General features: G+C 31.1%; 20 protein-coding genes and 1 pseudogene. 5 read left to right on the forward strand and 16 right to left on the reverse strand.

All coding sequences use genetic code 11. From position 1 onward, the window contains the following. The 8 genes from B5D14_RS11905 to B5D14_RS11945 all read right to left on the reverse strand — a co-directional run. Positions 1–361: LytR/AlgR family response regulator transcription factor (locus B5D14_RS11905; protein ID WP_143254444.1), on the reverse strand; the 361-nt coding region annotated here is incomplete at its 3' end. Between the two features lie 1,131 nt (positions 362–1,492). Further along, positions 1,493–1,690 (reverse strand): hypothetical protein, encoded by a 198-nt coding sequence (locus B5D14_RS11915; protein ID WP_078712858.1) that lies wholly within the window; start codon positions 1,688–1,690, stop codon positions 1,493–1,495. Positions 1,691–1,714: 24 nt separating this feature from the next. Then, the gene (locus tag B5D14_RS11920; RefSeq protein ID WP_078712859.1) at positions 1,715–8,344 is read right to left on the reverse strand and encodes an InlB B-repeat-containing protein; all 6,630 of its coding nucleotides are present in this window, start codon (positions 8,342–8,344) and stop codon (positions 1,715–1,717) included. Between the two features lie 57 nt (positions 8,345–8,401). Beyond that, positions 8,402–9,727, reverse strand: coding sequence for an RNA polymerase sigma factor (locus tag B5D14_RS11925; protein WP_078712860.1), 1,326 nt, complete (start codon positions 9,725–9,727; stop codon positions 8,402–8,404). 250 nt (positions 9,728–9,977) lie between these two features. After that, entirely contained in the window at positions 9,978–11,033 is a 1,056-nt protein-coding gene (locus B5D14_RS11930) for a sensor histidine kinase (protein ID WP_078712861.1), read from the reverse strand. A gap of 17 nt (positions 11,034–11,050) precedes the next feature. Further along, the gene (locus B5D14_RS11935) at positions 11,051–11,554 is read right to left on the reverse strand and encodes a V4R domain-containing protein (RefSeq protein WP_078712862.1); all 504 of its coding nucleotides are present in this window, start codon (positions 11,552–11,554) and stop codon (positions 11,051–11,053) included. A gap of 21 nt (positions 11,555–11,575) precedes the next feature. After that, entirely contained in the window at positions 11,576–12,316 is a 741-nt protein-coding gene (locus B5D14_RS12185) for a GHKL domain-containing protein (protein WP_159443803.1), read from the reverse strand. Positions 12,317–12,902: 586 nt separating this feature from the next. Then, positions 12,903–13,652, reverse strand: a complete 750-nt coding sequence (locus B5D14_RS11945) for a LytR/AlgR family response regulator transcription factor (RefSeq protein WP_159443804.1) — start codon at positions 13,650–13,652, stop codon at positions 12,903–12,905. A gap of 88 nt (positions 13,653–13,740) precedes the next feature. Here B5D14_RS11945 and B5D14_RS11950 point away from each other — a divergent pair, with 88 nt between their 5' ends. Continuing rightward, positions 13,741–14,373: a sortase gene (locus tag B5D14_RS11950; protein WP_078712865.1), complete on the forward strand. Its 633-nt coding sequence runs from the start codon at positions 13,741–13,743 to the stop codon at positions 14,371–14,373. Positions 14,374–14,707: 334 nt separating this feature from the next. On the opposite strand, the pseudogene B5D14_RS11955 reads toward B5D14_RS11950, so the two are convergent. The 3 genes and pseudogenes from B5D14_RS11955 to B5D14_RS11965 form a co-directional block, all read right to left on the reverse strand. Further along, positions 14,708–15,309: pseudogene (locus B5D14_RS11955) on the reverse strand (recombinase family protein). Positions 15,310–15,468: 159 nt separating this feature from the next. Continuing rightward, entirely contained in the window at positions 15,469–15,933 is a 465-nt protein-coding gene (locus B5D14_RS11960) for a hypothetical protein (RefSeq protein ID WP_078712866.1), read from the reverse strand. A 39-nt stretch (positions 15,934–15,972) separates the two neighbouring features. Beyond that, positions 15,973–16,254, reverse strand: a complete 282-nt coding sequence (locus tag B5D14_RS11965) for a hypothetical protein (protein WP_078712867.1) — start codon at positions 16,252–16,254, stop codon at positions 15,973–15,975. A 592-nt stretch (positions 16,255–16,846) separates the two neighbouring features. On the opposite strand from B5D14_RS11965, the gene B5D14_RS11970 reads away from it, so the two are divergent. Beyond that, a complete protein-coding gene (locus B5D14_RS11970; protein ID WP_280940292.1) occupies positions 16,847–17,353 on the forward strand; it encodes a transposase in 507 nt (168 codons plus the stop codon). 244 nt (positions 17,354–17,597) lie between these two features. Here the strand turns inward: B5D14_RS11970 and B5D14_RS11975 are convergent, their stop codons facing one another. The 3 genes from B5D14_RS11975 to B5D14_RS11990 form a co-directional block, all read right to left on the reverse strand. Continuing rightward, positions 17,598–17,900: a hypothetical protein gene (locus B5D14_RS11975; protein ID WP_078712869.1), complete on the reverse strand. Its 303-nt coding sequence runs from the start codon at positions 17,898–17,900 to the stop codon at positions 17,598–17,600. Between the two features lie 484 nt (positions 17,901–18,384). Then, on the reverse strand, positions 18,385–19,791 hold the full coding sequence (locus tag B5D14_RS11985; protein WP_078712871.1) for a sensor histidine kinase: 1,407 nt from the start codon (positions 19,789–19,791) through the stop codon (positions 18,385–18,387). A 1-nt stretch (position 19,792) separates the two neighbouring features. Continuing rightward, the gene (locus tag B5D14_RS11990; RefSeq protein WP_078712872.1) at positions 19,793–20,497 is read right to left on the reverse strand and encodes a response regulator transcription factor; all 705 of its coding nucleotides are present in this window, start codon (positions 20,495–20,497) and stop codon (positions 19,793–19,795) included. A gap of 148 nt (positions 20,498–20,645) precedes the next feature. Here B5D14_RS11990 and B5D14_RS11995 point away from each other — a divergent pair, with 148 nt between their 5' ends. The 3 genes from B5D14_RS11995 to B5D14_RS12005 are packed head-to-tail and all read left to right on the forward strand — an operon-like array spanning position 20,646 to position 22,911. After that, positions 20,646–21,410 (forward strand): ABC transporter ATP-binding protein, encoded by a 765-nt coding sequence (locus B5D14_RS11995; RefSeq protein ID WP_078712873.1) that lies wholly within the window; start codon positions 20,646–20,648, stop codon positions 21,408–21,410. Further along, positions 21,407–22,132, forward strand: coding sequence for an ABC transporter permease (locus tag B5D14_RS12000; protein ID WP_078712874.1), 726 nt, complete (start codon positions 21,407–21,409; stop codon positions 22,130–22,132). The genes B5D14_RS11995 and B5D14_RS12000 overlap by 4 nt, the downstream gene beginning before the upstream one ends. 14 nt (positions 22,133–22,146) lie before the next feature. Further along, positions 22,147–22,911 (forward strand): ABC transporter permease, encoded by a 765-nt coding sequence (locus tag B5D14_RS12005; protein WP_078712875.1) that lies wholly within the window; start codon positions 22,147–22,149, stop codon positions 22,909–22,911. A 558-nt stretch (positions 22,912–23,469) separates the two neighbouring features. Here B5D14_RS12005 and B5D14_RS12010 read toward each other — a convergent pair. Both B5D14_RS12010 and B5D14_RS12015 read right to left on the reverse strand, forming a co-directional pair. Beyond that, positions 23,470–23,931, reverse strand: a complete 462-nt coding sequence (locus B5D14_RS12010) for a hypothetical protein (RefSeq protein WP_078712876.1) — start codon at positions 23,929–23,931, stop codon at positions 23,470–23,472. 79 nt (positions 23,932–24,010) lie between these two features. Beyond that, a complete protein-coding gene (locus B5D14_RS12015; RefSeq protein WP_078712877.1) occupies positions 24,011–24,826 on the reverse strand; it encodes a hypothetical protein in 816 nt (271 codons plus the stop codon). Between the last annotated feature and the right edge of the window lie 135 nt (positions 24,827–24,961).

Consider the following 24,961-nt stretch of genomic DNA (forward strand, 5'->3'; position numbering starts at 1 on the left):
TGGATGTTCTTACCTGAATTTGATTTATAAATTTGCTGAGTTGATTAATATTTACTTCAATATCATTACTTTTAAGTAAATATCCAAGAACATTTTCTCCAAAAGCTTCATATACTCTATCAGAAGTAGAAGTCAAAAAAACAATCTTTGTCTTCTTATTTATAACTGATTTCGACAACTTTATACCATCAATTCCTGGCAATTCAATATCCAAAATAATTAAATCAAAATTCACTTCTTTCATCAAAAAACTTTCTCCATCATTGAATATCTCAAAATGGATATTGGTATTTTGATTAATCAATCTTTGATAAAGTAAATCAGAATATTCTACATTATCTTCAACTACAGCAATCTTCATAAGAATATCTCCCTTTTTTTATTATATCAAAGTTTTCGTATTCATATGATAAAATCACAATTTCTAGATTTAACCTTCATTCATTAACCAATAAATTTACCCATTTCTCCTTATCAATATAATCATTATTGTGTATCAAGATAATAAACTTAACTTATTCTCATATATTTCATGATTCATATCAAAATCATATCATTTCTAATTTAAGCATGAAAAAAGCCCCTGTTTAAGGGGCTTAAATTTCAATGGCGTCCTCGAAAGGATTATCTAAAATTGTGCGTTTATTGTTATATCGTCCATCTAGTGTTACAAAATCTGCACAGTCCATCCATTCTATACAGTACACTCAGTTTCAGATCAAAATCGTATCAAACTAGTATTACCAACATATACTAAAGCAACGTATTATCATTGAGCGATATACATACTTCAGTTTTTTTCTGAATTATTACATTTACAGTATAAAAAAAGACTTGGCTATCCAAAAAAATTTTGGGTTCGGCACTTTTAGGGTCAAACTTTAGGGTTTGAGAAATAAACAACGAAAAAGAAGGTAATAAACTGAAAAAGTTTACATCCCTTCTTTTTTCCTTATCATTGAACAGTCTATGCTCAACATCAATAACAATGTCAAATGATATCATAGAATTTCTAGATATAAAAGATGAAGATATTGAAATCACAGAAGTTGTGCATAGACAAAAAGATGGATACTGTGATTTTTTCACTAAATATCTATCTTTTCATATTTTTTTCTGAAATCCTAATCTTTGAACCTAAAAGTGAGTCGTTTTTTTCAGTCTAAACCATTTTCATGATTTTGCCCTTTGATTACTTACTTACCCCATAAAAGTTTAGTGGTCATTTCTTACAGACACCACTAAAGTTTAAAGGTCCATAGTTATTAAACTAAATCATCTTTTTTGCACACTATACAACATAGCGACTCCCCATCATAAAGTGCCACTTTTTCATGGGTCCGCACTATTTAGCGGATACCCGCCCTTTTTAACATATATTTTTATATCAATTTCACACTATTTCTTGAATAATAAACACATAATCATTTATAGTCTTTCCACACTTTTTTATAGCTTATCCCTACAAATTTTTAAAGACTTTGATTTTGCTTTACATAATATCTAGTTCGTTTTTTTGTTTTGTTAATTCTGTGTATTTTTTTTGTTGTCTAATGAAAACAAACATAAACACAACAGTGATTAGTACACTGGATATATAGAACCAAACATCCCATTCGCAATAACCAAAATAGAATAGAATAGTAATGCATATCAAGAACAAAGATGATATAATCGTTCTTATTTTCATCTACTCATCTCCTCTCATAAATATCTAGTTCCCTTCAAATTTATTCAGGGCAGTTTCTAATTCCTTATTTTCTTTTCTGCACTTCACTATAACCACGATACTATAAAAACTGTATCCAGCTAATAACAACAATGTAATCCAATGAATATAACAAGTATGTTCATTCCCGTATTTTGGTTTTTCAAAATTTTCTACGCTATCTTCAACCACTCGCACATTGACGATAAGTTCTTGACCATTGTCTAATCGGATGATTACTTTGTAGTTTCCTACTTCCGCTAGAACCGTATGAGACACTATTGAAAACCCTACTGCACCATTCTTTGTTGTTGCTGTGATGTATTGTCGTAGAATTTCATCTGTAATGCCTTTTTTAGCAACGCTTAATGGTATATCCCTACTCACTGCTACTGCCAACTCTTTTTCCATCGTTTTTTCGTCAGGAGCCATCGTAGTATCTTTATTAGGTGTTTTTATAGATGTATTTGACATAGGTGCGTCATTAGTATCGGATGGAGTTGTTCCTGTTTCTGGAACCGATGTCTTCTCATACTCCCATTTTGCATATAAACTTATTTCACTTGTAATAGGTTGCATAAAATCAAATTTATCTTTACATTCCTTATCTTTATACCACCCATTAAACGTCCAATTTGCTGGCGTGTTAATATTCGGTTGAACAATCAAAGTACCATGTTCAACAGTAATACTTGATGGACAAGTAACATCTTTAGGAATGTTATCACCTACAAACTTAAAATTTACGCTATACCAATTTATATCCCACTGTGCAATAAGTTGGATACTCATAATTGAGTCATCATGCACTAAATCTTCATAGCTCATAGTCGATATTACAACTACATCACCATACTTCCATCCCTTAAAGGTATAACCCTCTTTTACAGGATCACTTGGTAGTAACCCTTTATCACTATATTTGACTTCAGTTTTAGCTACCACTGAACTTCCACCTTGACTATCATAAGTTACGCTATAGTTCTTGAGTTTCCACTTCGCATACAAAGTTGTATTTGATGTGATTGTGTCCGCGTCGAAATCCCATTTTTGTAATAACTTATCATCTTTATACCAGCCTTCGAAATCGTATCCTGCTTTTTTCGGAATTGTAAGACTCGCTAGCTTCGTATCATATGGTATATCTTCTAAATTATCAACAGTTGATCCTCCATTACTATCGAATGTCACACTGAATTTTTTTATGGACCACTGTGCATAAAGATTGACACTTCCACCTGCTTGAGTAGTTAAGTTTTTGATTAGTGCCTCATCATTATACATCAAACCCGTACCATCTGCATGTAGTGTCCAACCTATAAATGTATATCCTGTTTTCGTAAATTTATTTTTTGTTAAAGGTTGAGCTTTATCATAAACAAAGCTTTGATTATTCATAGTTGATGATCCGTCAGCTCCATTAGCAATGAACTCAACATCATATGAATTTGCTTCCCAAACAGCATATAATTCAACTTCTTTATCTTTTATGCTAGTAAGATTTTTCACACTTTGTTCATCTGTATAATCTACTGTTCCAGCCTTAGACTTACTCCAACCTTTGAAAGTATATCCCTGATAACTAAAGTTGTTTTTAGACAAAGTCTTTTCTGCATTATAGATATGATTGGAATCTTCCATGGTGCCCATAGCACTCGATGTGTTTTTATCGTATTTTATGGTATAGTTATTTGCTTCCCATGAAGGATAAAGAATATCATACTTCTCTAATTCAATCCCAGTAAAGTCATTAATTTTATCTTTTACAAGAGTTCCATCTCTTGTTAGTGTCCAACCACTCATCGTATATCCAACAAATGCAACTTTTGGAACCAAATCATTGGTAATTATTTGTTTACCAGAATCATCTCCTGAAGATTTTGTAATTATCTCTTTACTTAGTGGATTTTCAGAACTTTCCCAAGTGCCAGTATATGTATCACCATCAATAACAACATCTCTCATAAAAGTCACAAATGGGTCTTTATATACTTGGTAAAGTCCAGATTTCTTTACTTTCTCTCCAAAGAAATTATTAATTGTTACTTCAAACGATTTATAAATACTCGTTTTATCATCAGTATCTAATGTTTCCTTTGTGCCTTCAAATTTTATTTTCCCAATTGTCTGTGCATTGTCCACATCAACTTCTTTGTTTGACGAAAATCTTCCATACATTTCTCCATCGATTGCTTCTATCTTATCAAAATGTGATCCAATTGAAGAAGTGATTGTTGCATTTAATTCTTCTCCAACTTTTACGCGGAACGGGAATATATTTGATGTAATTGTGGGTTGCTTATAAAGCCCTACATTAGCTTTCATAAAATCTTTTATCCCATTTTCTGCACTCAACCCCGATGTATCAGCTGTAAACTTAGAACCTTCATTTTTGTAGTCGCGTGGGAAGTTTGTATTGATATCATCATTTGCATAAGAACTCGTATAAACACTTAAAACATACTTTGCTTCATCGACTATTACTGGTGCTATTTCATATGTGGTCTTTTTAGGTTGTATACGTAATCTATATTCTCCGTTATTTAGATTCACTTTCGCTGTGTAATCTTTATTATCTATTAGATCCTTAAATGTAAATGTATCTTTATCATATAAGGTGTCTCCAGTATTATACAAACCATCAGGTATTTTACTTAAATTATCAACGAATATCTTTCCACTCAATACATACCAATTAAATGTATATTCTCCGAAATTCTTGCTTTGGGCGGTCCCTGATAATAATGTTGTATAATCTATATTTCCCGTAGTATCATCAACAACATAATACTTGTAACTAGATTTTGCTGTTATAAAAGAAGAAGATAAATCTGCTAGTTCATAAGTTTGCTCTTCATTTGTATACAATTCTAAACCAACCTCTACATTACCAGTAAACTCCGTTAAAAGAATTCGTATAGATTTCGTGTTTTCATCAGGTGTTGAAGAAGAGGTACCAGTTCCATCTTCTGTATCATAATATTTTACGCTTCCTGTTACTCCACTAGGTAAATTGACCTTTTCCACATGCATTGTAAATGTATTGTTCTTCGTAATGCTTGACTCAACATTCACACTTGTTCCATCTTTTTGCGGAATAGGAACAAAAAGTTCATATTCATCGTAATACTTTGTGGTTGTTCCTAGTTGTATATTTGCCTGTAACTGCTTTGTTTCATTTGCCTTCCAATGAATACCTTCCATCAGAAAATTATCATTTTTTCCTGATAAAATATACAAATTTTCTTGTGATGCTGCAGCTGTAGTAATTTGCGTTGATGATTTTACTTTTATTGGAACCAATCCATTTGAATCATTCGCTATCCCCCAAACATCTGGCTTTAACAAAGATGTAATAGACGTATCATAGAAATAGTCAGTATGACCAATATTATCGTCAGTGCTCATTTGTTCCAATGGTTGTAAGTCTACATATACCTCAGTAAAAACATTATATTGTTGACCCGATTTAGCTGCTATATTAGGTCTGATGGTATTTGATGGTATTGAAACACTAAAACTATCTGAGCCATTTTGTAAAGAAGGAATTATTCCTTTCATATCATATACTAACCAAGAATCTCCATTTTTGTCTTTGACAAGGTCAACGAGAGAGTCAGGATTACTTGCTAGGGTTGACCCATAATAACTAAAGTATGTTGAGTTAAGCTTTAAATATACTTTGGTACCATTCGGTAAAGGTGTAGCATATTCTTTCCCATCTAAAAGGGCTCTTTGTGAGCTGCCTTTATTCACTGAAAAAGGCATTGTTATCTTTATATCATTTGGAATAAATACGCCTTTCGTTGCTGTTGTAGGAGTATAGACGCCAACTTTTTGAATGTTTGTGTCGGGGGTGCGGATTGCGGAACTTCCATAAACAAAATACTTATAGTTTGATATAGTAACATGTTCATCTGTTTGCCCATCATATGTAATCGTTGATGTCCAGCTAGCCTCAATCCTCGTTTTGCCAGCATATTTAGGATTTTCTGAAACCCATCTGCGATCCATATTATAACCAATCGCAAAAATAGAAGAAAGTGATGTAGCACTCAATCTCGATGGGATACCCACTTCTTCAAAATGTATTTTTAGAGAAGTTAAAAAGATATCTTTTTCCGCATTATATCCTGGAAAGATTTCACGAAAGTTTGTTCCTGTCCCCTGAAGAGTACCGTTTTTACTAATATATATTTTTCTTGGTGAAGTTTCTCCAGTTAATGTATACTCTATCCATGCATCTTTATAGTAAACAAGCGATTTAGAGCCAGGGATGTTACCAAATGCCTGATTAAACATATAGGATTGTATAGTTTTCCATTGATTATCTCCTGCTTCATTTGACGGATCAATCGTAGGCGACAAAATTATATCTAAATTTTTATAACGTTGACTACTTGTGGTCAAGCCATCTGAGCCTAAATCCTTAAGTTTACCAAACCCTAATACAATACTTTGAAACGATGCCTCACTATCGTTATAAGATTGTTTACCACTATCAAACAGTAGTGTTGTATCTGTAGTGCTTATATATGGTTTATCGATTGGTTTTCCCAAATCATAGAATAGCGCATTAATTTTTCCACTAGCTGTTATACTCTTGTCTTCAGAAGCGAAAATACCTTCAATGATAATCTTATTTTTTTCAGGTTCATCTCTTGAGTCTGTAGTTACATCTGGATCTGTAAATTTTCCATATAATGTCTGACGTATGTCGGACATTGGAAATATATTTACCGTTTTATCAAATGGTCCAATTATACCTTTCTCGGTTAACTTGCACTCGATTTCGACTATTTTTTTATCACTTAATTTGGATAAATTCGTTTTTTCAACTCCGCTCATTTCTGCAGTATTTACAATTGCTGTACTTCCATCTTTGTACGTAATTTTAATACTTGTATACAAATTCGTACCCGCAAGCCCTTCTAAATTGAAATGTTCAGGAATTATAAAGGTCAAGGTTCCATTATTATAATCACATGCATCCAGTCCACCATCTGTCAAATATTTTAAAGGAATACTATTGGTTGTCGCATCAACTGTTGTTGCCTGTTCATTAAATCTTACTTTATTTTTAATAGTAAATTCAGGAACCGTAACCTTCATTTTGCCATAGTCAATTACTTTTTTCACTTTTGAAAGAGTTTTTGTTATAGGGTCATATTTCAATTGATACCATTCAATTGTTGCATTTTTATCTGCTTCATATTCACCAGGTGCTAACGGTCGTTGTTTATCTGCAGGCATGTTTATATAATACGAAGCGCCAGATATAGGGCATGTCGCTTTAGTCTGTAAGCCTACAACACCAGTAGCGCTTGATTTATCAATCGCTTCCATCTCTAATTTTGTTCCATAAATTGCGGGAGTATAAATATTCTGTTTTACATCCCCAGCAGGCATATGCATAAGTTCTGTTGTTTTTACCCCTAAATATCCATCTGCTTTTTGTCCACTATAGCCCAGTCTACCATCCATTAACACTTCCAGTTTACTTAGACTCCTTACACTATCGCTCATATTTGTAAACAGCCCATTAACCAAAATCCAATCATTACTTTCTTCTCCACCTGTTTCTGTATAAAGCAAATCAAGTGAAAAATCTATATTGGCAGTAATGGTTTTATCACCTTCCGTTAAGGAAGCAGAAGCACCGAAGGTTTGATTATCGTAAAACTTTTGTCCGATATAAGTTCCATAAACTGGGTTGCCTTTTACATAGGTTTTTCGAACATCCTTCCCCTCAGGCATAGCAATAACATCTAATGTCCACCCAGTTGTTGGAATATTAGAATTATTTATAACTAATTCAACGCTTCTATTGTCACTCGCAATTACTGCGCTTTTTATAACCGTTGGATCTTTCGCAATCTCTACAATTTTAAAAACTCCTCCATCTTCATTTCCTAATGCAAATTTAAGCGTTCTTTCACTTACACCCGATGCATCAGTCATTACTTTCATAGTATATTGTAAATGTGTATTTCCTGCTGTCATATCAGTTTGATTATCAACCCACCATTTCCAGCCGCCTTCTTTATTCGTAGTTAACGATAATAAGTCACTTCTACTTTCGGGAGAAGACGTTATATCTTTTGTCTCTGATGTATCTGTCTCCTCTTTTTGTTTTTCTTCTGTTCTCTCAATGCCACTTACTGTATAGGTGAGTGTCTCTTGATGTTCTTCTTTTGTATAGGAAGGAGAATTTTTATCCTCCACAACATCATTAGATGAATTTTCTTCCACCGTAGCACTCTTAGATTCTTCATTTTGTAGTGCTTTCATTTCTACATAATCTACAACAAATTTATATGTATCATTTTCATTTGCTACATATGTAACCTGCACTTTTCGATCACTTATCTTATCCATGAAAGTTTCATCTATCACTGTACCGTCTGGTAAAGTAATTGTTTCAATCAATTGATTTTCTTTAGGATCAATGGTAAGTTGTATATTTGATGATTTCTTATCTTCCGATAAAGTTTCACTAAATGTACTTTGAATTTCTATTGTCTCCCCTTGAATATAAGATATAAATTCAGAATCAATACATACGTTTATGCTGCATATACATAACATAGCTATTGATAATTTTTTGCATAATGAACCAATTTTTTTCTTTCTCATAAATACCTCTCCAATCTTTAAAGTTTTTCGCTCACATACTACTGGTGCAATAAAAGATTATTTTGTTGCAATTATTTCATAAAAAATAACATTTACTTCCATTACATTCCCTGCAATATCCGGAACTTTCAACACATTGTTGCTTTCAACATCTTTCGAAATATAAATTTCTTTCAATTCTTTATTTAGTACAAAATTATTTGTTAAAATCCCATCCTCATAAAACTCAATTTTATCAAAATCGATTAAACTATCTGTATCATCTATGTACAATGATAAATTCCCTTCGGTATAGTATTGTCTCGTTATAATTGGTATATCCGTATCTAAATTTGTAATAGATATGGTTTTACAATCAATCTCTTCGTTATTCTTCACTAAACTAATTTTGTATTCTCCATTCTCATATACCACTAAGTTGCTACTACGATTCAACAGGATTTCATCATATTGATTACTTGATGTCTTCACTTGTAACTGAAAAGGAGCATTTGTTAGTTCCGTTGGATAATTCACTTTTTCTATGACAGCACCACTTATGTTTTTCACATCTAGATTAGTTATATTTTCGTTCGATAATACTCCTACTCCCATAGGAAGCATCAATGCTACTCCAATATATCCATAGGCAGCTACCTGCCAAGGGTCTTTTACATTTTTGCTTAATTTCCTCTTTGACTTTTTTACATTTTGTAGCAACTCTTTAGAATCTAACTCAGACAAAGGTTCTCTTAATTCAATAAATGCTTCAAAGTATTCTACTATGTTCGGCATCATAATAAGACTTAAACAACTTGCACTATGAAATCCATGTTTTTCTAAAGCTTTTTTTAGTTTAGGTTTTAATCGCCCTATATAGTTTGTAATAGTTCCTAATGGTACTTGTGTAATCTCACTGATTTCCTTATAACTAAGATCTTCAAAGAATCTCAAATAACAAATTGTTCTATATTTTGGCGATAGTTCCTCTATTTCTTTTATTATAATTTCCTTGATTTGCTCTTTTTGGACATATGTGATTGGATCATCACTTCTCTTGTCTTCTATGAAATCATCTACAAATTCATCTCCCAAATCATTTGTATAATGTAGAGAGTCTTTCATTTCATATCGCAGCATTTGCATACATCTTGTGTAAGCAATGCGATTCATCCATGGATAGAATTTAGTAGGTTCTTTTAATTGATTTATATTTTGATATATTTCCAAAAAGACAGACTGTACAAGATCTTTCGCTTTCTCTTCGTTAGAAAAGAAGTTGATGCCAGTCCAGTACACATGGTGTCTATAATAATTAAAAATAAAATCGAAAGCATCCTTGTCCCCTTTTTGAAGCTGAATTACATATTTAATATCAAAATATTCTTTTTTCTTCTCTAACATCGTTTCACCTCACTTCACCATCAAGCATCATATAATAATGTCGTACAATATGTTTTTATGATTTTTGTGTGTCTACTAAGCACATACGCAATATCTTCATAACTCATTTCTTTCTTCCTATAAAAGTTTATTAGCAATAATTTTTTTCTGAAAATATAATATTGAATTCTCATTCCATCTTCCATATCATGTATCACTCCTTCCATCTTTAAGGTACATACCGTTGATAATTTATTGCATAAGAATAGTTTTAAACTTTACATAAAACTACAATCAGCTTGAATATATTATTCTTAATATCAATATTTACTTCTCCATCATATTTCTCTACAGTTGCATTTACATTTTTTAATCCAATACCATGATTATGTTTTTCACTTTTTGTCGTTTGAATAATACTTTCATCCATCCTTACTGGCTCTTCGAATGTATTTGCAATTTCAACAGATAGTGTATCTTCAACTAAAATAACAGTAATTGATAGTTCACGTTTTTCTTGCTCGACCTTTTTTAGAGCATCAATACAGTTATCTAGTGCATTTCCAAATAAAATACATATATCAACATCTTTGATATCAAGTCTACGATTAATTGCAATTATTTTTTTGATTTTCACATCTAATTGTGATGCTACTTTCAATTTTTCATCAATCAACGCATTAAATATGTAATTATCATTTGTTTCTAATGTGAATGAACTTGCTACAATATTATTAATAGAATGAATATAATCTCTAGCCCCCTGCATATTGTCATCTAATAACAAGGAGTCAATACACATAAAGTGGTTTTTCATATCATGGCGGAATCTCCTTAATTCTTCCATTGAATCAATCACTTGAGTATACTTCTCAGCTTGATCTTGAAGTTCCTTTTCCAATATCTCAAACTGTTGATTATTAAGTGCCTCTGTTAATTTTGCATTTTCGAGTAAGGCTTGTTCTCGTTCCTTTAATTGCGCAATCATGCGATTGAATGTTTTTGAAAAATCTCCAAGAAAATGAATTTGCATATCGAGTTTCCCATTTGCAACCAGACCTAGTTGCCATGTCAAATGTTTTAAAATAGATTGCAATTCCATCAATGGACCTGCATAAAGATTATCCTTGCCAACCTCAGAGTCCAATTTTCCTTCTGAAATATTCTCTGTTATCTCATAATTTCGATTAAGGATTGCAACAAACTTTTCAATAGTTTGATATAATCTCATCATCTCTGAATCTTGAAGTGTTAGTTGTTGATTTTCTAATGGATGAATCAAAATCCATTCAAGATAATCACAAAGAAGTTCTATATCCTTTTTCATGGATTCGCCTTCTCTTTCTATTCAATATTTGCCTTAAAACGACAAACACGTCCCCCTTTAGCCCAACAATCAATTTCAATCACATCATATTCTTGCCCCGTGTATTCTTTTAACACTCCCATTAAAAAACCTTCATCATAATTACATACCGTTTCTCCTGTCATAGGTAGTCCTGAGCAGTCTAAGTCTTCGCTTACTGTTATAACAATATGTTTGTTTTCCTTGTCTGTTTCTTCTATTCGTAAAATTCCAATTTTTAAAGAAAGCATCACTTCTTCCAGCGAAGACATGAAGTCTGTAAATCCCTGTGTTACATCTAATAACTCTTTACAAATTCTCTTTCCAGCCTTCTTTCCTGCATCTCGAAATAGTTCAATTGCAACCTCTTTTCCATATTTATCCGCAATTGATTCTTTCATCGTAAATTCAAATAAACGATAAACGACTACAGGCATTTCTTCACCTAAATTTTGTCTTCCTACTTTTAAATCTCCAATGTAATGATTCCAATCTTGCTTCATAGTATATTTCTCCCTTTCCGATTATCCATCGATTCTAATCAACATATACACACTAAATATTTTGTTCTTTTTATCATTTTCATAGCGTATGATACCATCGTGTTTCTCTAATAGTTCTTCAACGTATATTAAACCCATACCTTCATCGTCTTCTCGTTCATAAGAAGATACTGGTCTTTCTCCATCAAATAAAATGACTCCACTATATGGATTTTCAATGTGAATATTAAGCCATTGCTTCTCCACATTACTTTTTAAATTCATAAATCTTTTTTCCTTATCAAGTTTTTCATTTGCATCAATCGCATTATCAGAAACAACTCGTAATACTTCGTGAAGATCTCTTTCGGTTATAGACAAATCTTGAGGATAAAAAACTATCGCATCCATTTGAATGTCTTTTTCATCACATATTTCCTGTCGATTAATCAAAAGTGAATTGATAATAACGTTATTCGAATATTTTTGGGTATGTGGTAATTTATCTAGCTGAAATAAGCAATTTTTCTGCAATACATTTATTGCATCTTTTAAACGATTATTTTCGATGCATTCCTCAATCGTTAACATCTGTTCTCTATAATCATGCTTGAACACATTCACAATGTCTGTGATTTTTAAGAGTGAGTTTTGTTGCCTTAATTGTGATTGTATTGTTTCTAATTGTTTTTGATCACGCATTTTATGTTGGAGTAAATCTGCAATATGTGTTCCATAATCCAACACAACCATATAAATAACATATAGTATAATGCTTATCATTATTTGTGATATCGACACCCATACTAATTCAAGATTATAATAATATGTAAAAGTATTGAATATCATAAATAGTAATATAGCAATATGACAGCCTAGTACATGTATCAATTGCTTTCTATTAATTAAAAAACTCCTGATATTCTGTATTTTCATTATTTGTATGTAAATTATAAAGGTAATAAATAATAGTATTTGTATAATGATAATTGCCATCATATTATAATCTACATCCTGCAACACCATAAATGTGTTTATCTTTAGGATCAATGACATACTTCCTAGAACAATACCTTTAAATGCCATAAGATGGAAAACATAGAAACATCCTACGAAAAAGCTTTGGTTCAAAGAAAATTTAAAGCCTCCACAATACAACATAGTAATTAGGAAGAACGCGAAAGTATATGTTGCAGGTAAATTAGGTATAATACTAATACCTATGGAAAGAATAACACTAGTAAACAAAATAAAGATGCTTGATATGATTTTGGATTTTTTAATTTTAAATATTTTACGAAATCCTAAATACATTGTATATAAACTAAGGAAAATACATACACTATATACAATACACAGCATTTGCTTATTAATTACCATTAGAGATTTCTCTCTTCGCTTTTTGGATCATGAAATTTGCAAAGGTTAGTTTTAATTGTTTACTTAGCTCCTTATCAATTGGGATTTCATTTTTACTTTGATCTGATAGTACAATATGGTCTTTCTCAATCCTTCCAATATACTGTAACGAAACTAAATACTGCTCATTCACTTGAAAAAATCCATTTTCAATTAATTCATTAGCTATTGATGCATCAGCACTTTCATAAATAATTCCATCCCAATGATGAATATAACAATAGCCTTTATAGATTTTCACAAAACAGATATCTTGATATGAAAGCTTGTACATGCGACCACTTTTTTTGAATTGCAAAACATCATTTTTTGACTCATTTACAATTCCAATTGCTTTAGATAATGTTTGTTTGAATGTATCTTCTGTTAATTGATCTTTCAATAAATATGCCATTGCACTTAAACCTATGGATTCGAATATATATTCTTCACTTGATGTTAAAAAGATAATGATAACTTTACTATTTATTTCTCTAATTTTTTTTGCTGTTTCAATGCCATTCATCTTACGCATCAAAATATCAAGAAATAGAATATCTAAGCACTCCTCATCTTCTATCAACATCTTCAGTACATCTTCTCCATCATTAAATGCATAAGATTTTATTTTCCAATCACATTCCTTTGATACTACATCTACCATTTTTTGATACTTTTGAAGCAATGTAGAATTATCATCACAGATTCCAATTTTTGTCATTTTTATCATCCTTCCCTGAATTTTATCTTTTCCTCTTGTCTGAACATTTAAGATTTGATATGCTTTAATCGAACAGAGGTGAAATCAAATGTTAAGCAAATATCATATATTTACAAGTTTTGCAACATGCATTGTTGGACTAAGTATTGCTATTTTTCCAAAAGTCGCACACACTCCACTCACCTTTGCACAAATGAATCAAGATAAAGTTGAAACTATGGAAAAATACAAAAACGATTGGAATAACCATACTATCAAGCATGTAAGATACAACACCGCTGAATATCACGATGGTGATATTGTCGCTACTATCACAATTCCTAAAATGGAAATTTATGAGTTGCCAGTTTACTACGGTGCCAATCCTGTAAACAATAATTGGCATATTACTACTTCTGGACATGCAGGGAATTACGCTATGTTCGGAGAATCAGGAGTTAGTAGCATTGGTGCTCATAATTACCAATTATTTAAAAATCTCCCTGATCTTAAGACAGGCGATAAACTTATTGTAGAAACAGATGTTGATCGTTATGTGTATGTTGTTGATAGCACTGACATTTACGATCATACAAAGGATGTTTGGAATCAGAAAGCAACAGCTCACAAAAGCGACCATACTCTCACCTTAATGACTTGCTATCCTTTGGATGGCATACAAACAAACGATATGTATCTTGTTTATACCTCTTTACAAAAAGGGACAATTTTTGGTCAATAACTAGACTCATTTGAGTCTTTTTATTATGTAGCCATATACGATTTATGTATAATGGTCATAATCGTAGACTTTTATATGCGCAAATGATAAAATTAGAACGTAAAAAAAAGATCCGCATAACAAATGCGTGATCAATTCAATAAACATGGCTGAAAAGCTTGTAAAATAAGGGTATCACCACGATAGTTTGTCTTTCCATACAGTAAGCGTGATTATGACCAACTGTTCTCTATTAAGTTATTTTAACTTGAAATCGTATGGTTACTAAAGTCTACATTAAGAACCATTTATTGTAATAATAAATAAATCACATTGTTTTTATACCAAGAAAATTCTACTTATCATTTTCTTTATTCTCAGTCCACCTTAAAAAAGTATTACGGTTTACTTCAAGTCGTCTCGCGGCTTCTCTACAACTAATCGTTCTCTTTTTCCAACTTTCATAGACAGTTGGAAATTCATCTGGTATGGCCATTTTAGGACGCCCAAATTTAACACCTTTTGCTTTTGCTGCCGATATTCCTTCAAGCTGACGTTGTTTTATGTTATCTCTTTCAATCTGTGCAACGTAAGACATTAATTGAAGAAATATATCAGTAATCACTTTTGCTGTGAGACCATTCGTTTTCGTTCGTGTATCCAAAATAGGGCAATCAAGAACAACTATATCAATTTCCTTTTTCTTTGTAAGAAACGCCCATTGTTCAATAATTTCATCATAATTTCTACCTAAACGATCAATTGCTTTTATAGTTAATGTATCTTTTTTTTAACTTTCATAATAAGTTTTCTATAATTCTTTCGATTGAAATCTTTTCCTGATTCAAAATCAATGTATATATTCTCTTTAAGAATCCCAACCTCTTCAAGAGCAATAAATTGACGATCTGGGTTTTGATCCTTTGAAGAGACTCTAATGTAACCATACTCTTTCATTGTTTAACCTCCATTTTTGCTATTATAACATTTTCTATTGGACTTTTTTCACGAATACACTTGGTTATTATAATAAAGTTGATAAATCAACTCTTTTTAGCTTGATAAGTAATAATTAATAATAGGATTCCACTATTTAGAGAATACATACGAATATAACTACTTAAATCGTATTATGAGCAAAAGATTAGCATTCTTTGAAACTGCTTCTTCTATCAAATCTTTTATTTCGAGAAATTTTCCAAGTCCTGTATACGTTGAATGGACATCCATGATACTAGCTGTATCCATTATACTTCTTATATAATCCAATTCAATTTCCTGTATTTTTTTATATAAACTTTTTGTCATGAAATTGTTAATGTGTAAAATATGAAAATATTCATCTTTATATAACGCTTCAGTGTTCGCTTCTTCCAATTCTGAAAGGTTTAATTCTGGAGACAACAATAAATAGTAAAATAAGTTCGTTGTATTACTAAAATCTCCTATGTTAATCATATGTTTAGTAAAACTATCATCTTCACCAATCCCTAAAATATAATCGAGCCTTCTATTGTTTTCAATATCCTTTAGGCTTTTTATACCTTGGGGAGATATGCTGAATACTGCATCTAAATACATTTTGAATCCTCCTTCTATAATTAATATTTATTTCTTTATTTACTTGAAATTTAACTTTTCTGGGCACAACATTATTGCACTAGTAAAAAACTCACACAACATAAAATAGTCTTCAAATGATGCTTTTGATTCAATCCAAAATTTTATTTTCTTTGTATCTTGTAATTCCAAAGATATAAAATAATGAATTTGATATATTGAGTCACTTTTCTTTCTTGGTGAAGTCATCATTGTTTTCTTCATTTCATTTATGCTGAAATTCACATCATCAATACTAAAAAAAGTCCCTTTGTATGTGATTTCTCTTGTACATGTTTTCACTCTTTTATTAACCAGATAGAATCGGATTGACTCTTATAATAACATCATCACTGCAAAGAAAGTAATCCCTAATCCAGCAAGTGAGACACCCGCTTCAATGGACTATAAGAATAAAAACGGAAAAATATTCTTTTTTATATAGTGGTAAAACAAGCATTTCTTAATCATCTATTGTTTTCTTTGAGTTTTCGTAATCATTAAAATAATTGTTTAATAACTTATTCATAGTCGCCTTCTTTCTATTAGTATGAGAATATTTAGATTTTCATCATTCTTACCCCGCCTATTCTTTTAGGTACATATTACTAATAATTTATTGCAGATTTTTACAATGAGATTTTAAAAAGTATCAAAACATAAAACTTCCTTTTTAGTTGTCTTCCAATTGTATTATGAAAAATGAACTTCCTTAATTGTTCTTATTATTTTAGTACTTTAAACTTTAGTGGGGATACATTTAAAATAAAAAACTTCCGTAATAGAATGTTGTTGCGAACATCACACTATTAGGAAGGAGGAATACTATCCCTATTGAAGATTTTATCAAATTATTACTCAATGTAGAACCCCATGAAATTGCGCTTTTGATGAGATTCGTATCAAAATTATGAATCACATTAAACAAAAGTTAGACCAAGATAAGTCGAATCGTGAAAATAGGAAAAACTACTACTTACTCAAGAAATGGAATTGGTTATTAACCCACAAAAATGTAAATCTTGACAATAAAGCTAAACTGAATCATGTACTTAATTGTTACATTAATTATAGACAGATACTTAACTTAATTCTTGCTATTGATCCAAAACTTAATCTTGCTTATGAACTCTATTCTCGTTATCTTTTCTTTAATGATACTTGTACTTTCGATAATGCCCGAGATGTTTTAGATACTCTTATTCACGATTTTGCCAATTCTGAAATCATGGAATATATATCGATTACCACTATGCTTGTTAAATATAAAGAATACATACTTAATTCATTTCACTTTGTTAAAGGCAGAAGAGTGAGTAATGGACCTATGGAAAATATGAATGGCAGAATCGATAAGACTGAACTTGTTTCTAATGGTGTTAGAAATTTTCAAAAGTTTTGATGTCGTGCTATCTATATCTATTGCTTCAATAAAACAATTGCTTTTACCTTGAATTCATCCTGTCGTTCTAAGAAAAACAAAATGAACCCTAGAAGTTCTTATAATAAATTGATTTAATTGTTGTTCGCATATGAAAAGCTAAACCTTTTTCTCTTGGTCTAGCTTTCTTTTTTTCTTTTGACCCCATTTAAGTTTAATGGTCATTTCTTACTGACCCCACTAAAGTTTAGAGAGCTTTTAATATCTATACTATTGATTTAATATTTCCCTTATCCCCTTCCTGTAAAAATAATTTGGCATTTGACATTAGTAAAGGATGAATTGTTTTGTCCTTTGCAATGCTATTTAATTTTTGTCTTGCTATTTCTGTATTTATGCTCAGTCTTAACATATGAGCACAACACTTTGTTAATATGTTTGCATCAGTAGCAGTATTCAAAAGCATAGTATAAAACTTCTCTTTTTCTTCATCATTCTTTGCAATATTAAGTATTGCTTCTGTTTTTTTGTATGCTTTATTACCTGCTTTAAAATGACCATTCAACATTCATTCACCTTGTATTTTACTACATTCAATAAATTCATTAAGGTATTCCATTAATTGTTTTTTTCTTGTCATATGTTTTTCTCCACTATTTCATAGAGCCAAATTCTTTTAACTTGTCTATACCAAAATTATACTGAGCTTCAAAACTCTGCCCTGCGAGCCAATCTCTCACCGTTAACCCACCAGTGAAATCGGGTTTAGAACTATAAAATCCAGATAATTAATTATGCTGCTAGGTGTCAATTCAATTAGATTGTTAGTATTATTTATCTGCTGGACACTGAAACTGATTTTCCAGCTTGGTTTTGTTCTACAATACGGTTCCACTGGTTTCCTTGAGTTTTTACTGGATTAGCATTTTTTAAATGCTTTAAATGAATCATAACTTGTTCCAGCTTGACTAGCTCCATGATTTGTAAAATTATTATTACCACTTCCTGTAATTCCAGAATTCTGATTTCCATATAATTAGAAAATATAAAAACTATTTTGAATTTATACATGTTGATTTTGGTATTATTAATAAAGTTTTAAAGCCACCATATTTACTATGATCAATCAAAACTTTTCCATTATGATTACTTATTACCTGTTTCACAATCAATAACCCTAACCCGTGTCTTTGCTCAGTGGTATTGTTGTCACATACCATGTAATGAGGAGTCTTATTAAGTTTAACTATTTGTTCTTCAGAAACACCTATACCACTATCTTCAACACAAATAATAAAATCATTATTATCTTCATAAACAGATACATAAATAGTGCATCCATTATCATTATGATTTATGCTGTTCTGAATAAGATTAATCACAGCACGCTTTAATAAATCTTTATCTAGAATAATATCACACACAAATAAATTTTCGTCTGTATCCCACTTAAATGAAAATTTTTCATCTATTTCCATATTAATGAAATCAACAACAACCTGGCGGATAATAGCAACTATGTTTTCTTGTTTCATCATTAGTGGTTGCATATTATACTCAAGTTTAGAAGCGAGGTTAAGATTATTAATTAAACTCTTTATTCGATCACTTTGCTTTACAATTATAGATGCCTTTTTTCGCTCTTCTTCAGTTATCCCCTGCGCAGTTTCTAATTGGCTAGCATAGCCCATTATCATTGATAAAGGTGTACGAATATCATGAGAAACTCCAGCTATCCAATTAGCACGGGCAGTTTCTTTTTTATTCAACTTTTCTGTCTTATCTTGTAATATTTTAGATGTTTTATTAATATTTGTTGCAAGTTCAGACAATACGCCCTTTTCTTCAATATGAACAGGTTCACCACTTGATAAATCTTTTATTCCATTTGTAATTGGTTTAATTGACCGTAATAACCTTGAATTAGTAATAACGTAGATAATAAACATCAAAAATATATTTACACATAATGCAAAAAATACATATTTGGGTAGATTTGCAATGAAATCATAATTCCAACTTGCATGTATCAGTTTCCAATAACTGTCTTTTGGATAACCCAATACTAATAATCCGTTTTCAGTTTTTCCTGTAAATGTAGGATACCCTTCTACATACCCACGTGATAAATCTGAAATATCCCATAATGTATATTGTTTTGGAATGTTGTTTGGTAACTTTTCTGTATGCCAAATTACTTCATGTGTATTATCATCTATAAGAATACCCCAAACATTCCGTTTTTTTAGTTCGCCTACTATTTCATCAGATAAAGCATAGCCATTATCCGTTAAGTGAATACTTTTAGCAGCTTTGTCTGCAATATCCCAAGCTGAATCATGTGTTGTATATTTCCAAAATATAGAAATGTAAAAAATAATGTTTATAACAATGAGAAGTATAATACTAGTCATCATTATACCGACAAAACGTCGTATTAATTTAGGTATACTTTTCATGCTATGTTCTCTCCACAATTAACTTATATCCCAAACGTTTAACTGTTACTAGAGAGATAGGACACGATGGATTTAATTCTATTTTTTCTCTAATACGCCGAATATGTGCCATTAAAGAATTTTCATAGCTAAATGGATTATCTCCCCAAGCTGCTTCACACAAAACATCCATTGTGACGATACGTCCTGCATTACGATATAAAACAGACAAGATATCATGTTCCTTTGCGGTTAATGGGATACGTTCGTTATTCTTAATAATCTCGGCTCTATCAAAATCAATTTGACTATCCCGTAATTGAACAAGTTGGTTTTCCTCTTTATAACTCCTTCGTAAAATAGCCATAATGCGGAATAATAACTCTTTTGGTGAAAAAGGTTTCACCACATAATCATCTGCTCCTAAACCAAATCCTTTAAATCGATCATCATCTTCTCCTCGAGCAGTAAGAAATAAAATAGGATAATCATTATTTCCCTTTAGTTTTTTCATTAAATCAAATCCATTTCCATCAGGAAGCATAATATCAAGTATTGCAAAATTAGGATGACAGCTTTCAGCAAGTACAATTGCTTGTTCAACACTCTTTGCCGTATAGATATTATGAAACCCATCCTCCTCTAAAATAGACACAACCATATCTAACAAATCCTGTTCATCATCAACAAGCATAATTATTTTATTTTTTAAATATTCATTTCCCATACAAATACCTACTTTTCTTTTAAACATTGTAGCATATAGCAATATGTTTTTTTGTATCTAAGAGAAAATGTAAGGTTAATGTAAGGTAGAGAGAATGTTAGTGCAAGGTTGAGATTATATCATGTAGTTAGTGAAAGGAGTTGTTATTATGGAATATATGATTACAACAAAAGAATTAACAAAAAAATACAAACATTTTACTGCTGTCAATGATATTTCTCTTCATATTCGTAAGGGAAGTATTTATGGTTTTCTAGGTCCAAATGGAGCGGGAAAATCTACCACAATGAAAATGTTGTTGGGATTGACAGCACCCACTAATGGTAAATTTTCTATTGATGGAAAGACCTTCCCAAATGATCGTATTTCGATTTTAAAAGAAGTTGGTTCGTTTATCGAATCCCCTTCATTCTATCCAAACTTAACTGGTAGAGAAAATCTCGATATTATTCGTCGTATTTTAGAACTGCCTCAAAGTGCTGTTGATGAATCATTAGAGCTTGTTGGTCTTACAGAATTTAGCAATCGTCTTGCTAAAAAATATTCTTTAGGAATGAAACAGCGTTTAGGACTTGCAGGTGCATTATTGGGAAAACCACCAATTCTAATTTTGGATGAACCAACAAATGGACTTGATCCATCCGGTATACATGAAATCAGAAATTTGATTAAATCACTACCCGCTATTTATGATTGCACAGTTTTAATTTCATCACATATGCTTTCTGAAATTGAATTAATTGCTGATGATATCGGAATACTAAATCATGGTAGATTGTTATTCGAGGGTAGTTTAGATGAATTACGACAAACCGCATTAGAAGTCGGTTTTGCAACTGATAACTTGGAAGATATGTTTTTATCAATGATAGGAAAAGATAACAAAAGTAGAAAACAGAGAGCAAAACTATGAAAACACTTGCAATTGAGTTTCGCAAAGAAAAGCGTACAGGAATTTTATCTTTAATGATTTTAATAGGTATTTTAGGCGCAGCATACGTTTTTATTAACTTTATCATTAGAAAAGATACGCTATTAAGCTTACCCTTATCCCCTATGGATGTTCTTCTAACACAGCTATACGGAATGATTATGGTTTTGAATATGTTTGGAATCATTGTAGCAACATGTATGATTTATAACATGGAATTTAAAGGAAGTGCTGTAAAAAAAATGTATATGTTACCTATAAAGGTATCATCCATATATTTATGTAAATTCGTAATTATAACATTTTTACTTTTTGTAGCAATCTGCTTTCAAAATTTAGCTCTTACACAAATAGGCATTACCGATTTACCACAAGGTACATTTGAAATCAGCACATTAATAAAATTTACAGGGTATTCTTTCGTTACTACAATGCCTGTATTATCCTTTATGCTTTTTGTATCATCTCGTTTTGAAAATATGTGGATTCCGCTTGGAATCGGAGTAGCGGGATTTTTAAGTGGTATGGCATTAGCAAACTCTAATATAACATTATTTATGATACATCCCTTTATTGTGATGCTAAAGCCTGCTATAGCTATGAGTGCACAACCAAATTTAACTGTTTCACTTATAGCTCTAATTGAAACAACTCTATTCTTTTTCGCAGGATTATGGACAACTAAAAATATTCGTTATGAGTAAGGAGGTGTATGAAAATGAATTTTTTGGAACTAATTAAAATTGAGTTTATGAAAGTTAAGCGAGGAAAAATTTTGCTTTTGATTTTCGTTGCCCCGCTACTGGTAATCACATCTGGTATAGCTAATTTGCAAGCTTATTTTACCTCTGAATATACAAATACCTGGGCAGCAATGTTTATACAAAGTGCTTTAGTTTACGCTTATTACTTACTACCACTTAGTATGATTGTAGTTTGTGTCATGATTGCTGGACATGAAACACAAAATAACGGAATATTAAAAATGCTAGCTTTACCAGTAAGCCGTTACGCACTTTCTGCCGCAAAGTTTTGTGTGCTTTTATTCTACTTATTTTTGGAAATGTTAGTATTTCTAATTGTGTTTATAATCGCAGGACTTATAGTAACTAATACTTCAGGAATCATAGAAGCGCTACCATTCATGTATCTTCTGAAATGGTGTACTGGATTATTTTTAACCATGTTACCTTGTGTTGCATCAATGTGGGCAATTACAGTTCTATTTGAAAAACCCCTACTATCTGTCGGATTAAATCTATTACTTGTTATACCTGGAATTTTGGCAGCAAATACGTCACTTTGGATTGTTTACCCATATTGTTATAGTGGTTATTTAGTTTCCTGTTCTTTACATGATTTTACTACAGATAGCATTAATGGATCATTTGAATTATTTCCATTTCTGCCATGTGCAATTTTAATCTTTACCTTCATGTTTATGATAGCAGTAACTCGGTTTGGTAAAAAAGAGATGAGATAAATTTATCTAAAATAGATTATTACAAATCATAAGAAATATATCTTAAATATCTACCAGTCACTCCAAACAAATGGTTGAGAACGTTTATGGTCACTTGTTTCCAAGTAAAAAGAAAGAAATACTCAATGTACTCAATAATGTTCAATTAACTCCTCAAACTCTTTCTTAATTGAGGAGTTTTCTTATGTGCTTAGAATTGGTAAATTTTCTATATTTGCGTCAAAATGCCCAAAAAAGCCCAAATATTTTGAAAACGTGTCAAGATTTTGGAAGGTGATGTGTAAAAAAGGCTTTAAACATTGGCTATTTCACACAATTGAATCAAAGTATAGAAAATAAAATCATATAATTTCTAACTTAAGCATGAAAAAAGCCCCTGTTTAAGGGACTTAAATTTCAATGGCGTCCTCGAAAGGATTACCTAAATTTGCACTCTAGATGTTATATTGTTCATACGATGTTACAGAATCCGTGTAGTTCAACTATTCCACCCTATACACATAGATTCATATCAAAATCATATCAAACATTAATCTAGCTAATGAGTTTCATCAAGAGCTAATTACTATTCATATCTAGATTGTCATAGAATTTATCTATCTTTTCATATAATTGCTTACTTTCGAAACAATAATACGTTATTGTACCACTAGAAATTTCACCATTCTCTAAAATCTGAATTGTTTTGTCATTTTTTTCATCTTTAATGAAATTTATCTCATACTCAATTATAGGTAAATAAGGAAGTCCATAGTAACCTGATGACATATTTCTAAAAAATAGGTAGCTATTTCCGATACTTTTTTGCAACGATTTTATCTCTTCATTGTTCAATTGTTTAGAATGAAATTCTACATTTCCTAGTGAATCATAATTACGTTTAATTATTATGATTTTAGACGAATTGGAAATATCTGATGATATATCTATTGATTTAGAAAAATATAGCGATATCACTGCTACTCCTAAAACAATAAGTAGTAGAAAAGCAACTATTTTATTTTTTTTAATATTCTTCATAAAATCTCCATAGCCGTAAAATAGGCAGCGTAATTAAGTAACAAAAACAGTTAAAATACAAATTTATAATCAAATATAATTAATACAAGTAGAATATAGCTTCTCCCATTTTGACAGTTGGTGGTTCATCTATATATCCACCACTTCCAAAACTAGTTGATGCTCTACCATCCGGAAAAGCATATGTAGATGTTGTATAAACTTTATTATAGGTTACAATTTTTTGATAATGTTTAGCTTTACTTTCTGAGTAAAATGTCCAAGCACCTTCATTTAAAACTGTATAATAGCTTTTTGCTCCTAACATCTTTTGATTTCCCAGTACTACATATGTAAATTTTTCTTTTGTAGTAATTTTAATAGAAACATCTAATTTATCTGAACCGTCAGCAGTATATTGATTTCCAACATTAAAAGCATCTAGTACAGAAAGTACAATTGTTGCAAATGGATACATCGCATCTAAATAGTACCCCGCTACTACAAACCCAATTTTATCAGCGAACTTAGAAGTGTTGATACCACTTTTAACTCTTTTAGAACCTGTAGATGCAGTTCCAGATACTATCCAATCTCTCATTTGATACTTTCCATAACTTCTTATTGGTCCCCATGCACCCGATGCAGCTCTGCTACCCCTATTATCAATATTTGAGATTGTCACTATTGAGCTAGGATTTTTTTCATACATGTCAATTATTGATTGTTGAACTTCCAAAGGAATATCATATTCTTCAGCAATTTCATCAATATTATTCTTATCAACAATCATATCAATAATTATTTCTTCTACTGAGTAATTTTGTTCATTATCAGATTCAGCAAAAGCACTTGTCACATTTAGCACATTAATAGCACATAACATACATAATAGCATTTTTAGTAATTTCTTCATTTGATATTTTCTCCTTTATTTTTTCTTTATTGGTCTTGGCTCATATGCTCTATACTTTGATTTCTCTTCTGCACACTTGTAACCTTCTTTTACAATGATTTGTGCAATCTTTTTAACAATTTTCATGATTTATCC

The organism is Anaerorhabdus furcosa (assembly GCF_900167375.1).
Lineage (GTDB): Bacteria > Bacillota_I > Bacilli_A > Erysipelotrichales > Erysipelotrichaceae > Anaerorhabdus > Anaerorhabdus furcosa.

Excerpts from the sequence above, each read along its gene's own strand:
- B5D14_RS11915 (WP_078712858.1), bottom strand. The coding sequence starts at position 1,690 with ATGAAAATAAGAACGATTATATCATCTTTGTTCTTGATATGCATTACT.
- B5D14_RS11920 (WP_078712859.1), bottom strand. The coding sequence starts at position 8,344 with ATGAGAAAGAAAAAAATTGGTTCATTATGCAAAAAATTATCAATAGCT.
- B5D14_RS11925 (WP_078712860.1), bottom strand. The coding sequence starts at position 9,727 with ATGTTAGAGAAGAAAAAAGAATATTTTGATATTAAATATGTAATTCAG.
- B5D14_RS11930 (WP_078712861.1), bottom strand. The coding sequence starts at position 11,033 with ATGAAAAAGGATATAGAACTTCTTTGTGATTATCTTGAATGGATTTTG.
- B5D14_RS11935 (WP_078712862.1), bottom strand. The coding sequence starts at position 11,554 with ATGAAGCAAGATTGGAATCATTACATTGGAGATTTAAAAGTAGGAAGA.
- B5D14_RS12185 (WP_159443803.1), bottom strand. The coding sequence starts at position 12,316 with ATGATAAGCATTATACTATATGTTATTTATATGGTTGTGTTGGATTAT.
- B5D14_RS11945 (WP_159443804.1), bottom strand. The coding sequence starts at position 13,652 with ATGACAAAAATTGGAATCTGTGATGATAATTCTACATTGCTTCAAAAG.
- B5D14_RS11950 (WP_078712865.1), top strand. The coding sequence starts at position 13,741 with ATGTTAAGCAAATATCATATATTTACAAGTTTTGCAACATGCATTGTT.
- B5D14_RS11960 (WP_078712866.1), bottom strand. The coding sequence starts at position 15,933 with ATGTATTTAGATGCAGTATTCAGCATATCTCCCCAAGGTATAAAAAGC.
- B5D14_RS11975 (WP_078712869.1), bottom strand. The coding sequence starts at position 17,900 with ATGTTGAATGGTCATTTTAAAGCAGGTAATAAAGCATACAAAAAAACA.
- B5D14_RS11985 (WP_078712871.1), bottom strand. The coding sequence starts at position 19,791 with ATGAAAAGTATACCTAAATTAATACGACGTTTTGTCGGTATAATGATG.
- B5D14_RS11990 (WP_078712872.1), bottom strand. The coding sequence starts at position 20,497 with ATGGGAAATGAATATTTAAAAAATAAAATAATTATGCTTGTTGATGAT.
- B5D14_RS11995 (WP_078712873.1), top strand. The coding sequence starts at position 20,646 with ATGGAATATATGATTACAACAAAAGAATTAACAAAAAAATACAAACAT.
- B5D14_RS12000 (WP_078712874.1), top strand. The coding sequence starts at position 21,407 with ATGAAAACACTTGCAATTGAGTTTCGCAAAGAAAAGCGTACAGGAATT.
- B5D14_RS12005 (WP_078712875.1), top strand. The coding sequence starts at position 22,147 with ATGAATTTTTTGGAACTAATTAAAATTGAGTTTATGAAAGTTAAGCGA.
- B5D14_RS12010 (WP_078712876.1), bottom strand. The coding sequence starts at position 23,931 with ATGAAGAATATTAAAAAAAATAAAATAGTTGCTTTTCTACTACTTATT.
- B5D14_RS12015 (WP_078712877.1), bottom strand. The coding sequence starts at position 24,826 with ATGAAGAAATTACTAAAAATGCTATTATGTATGTTATGTGCTATTAAT.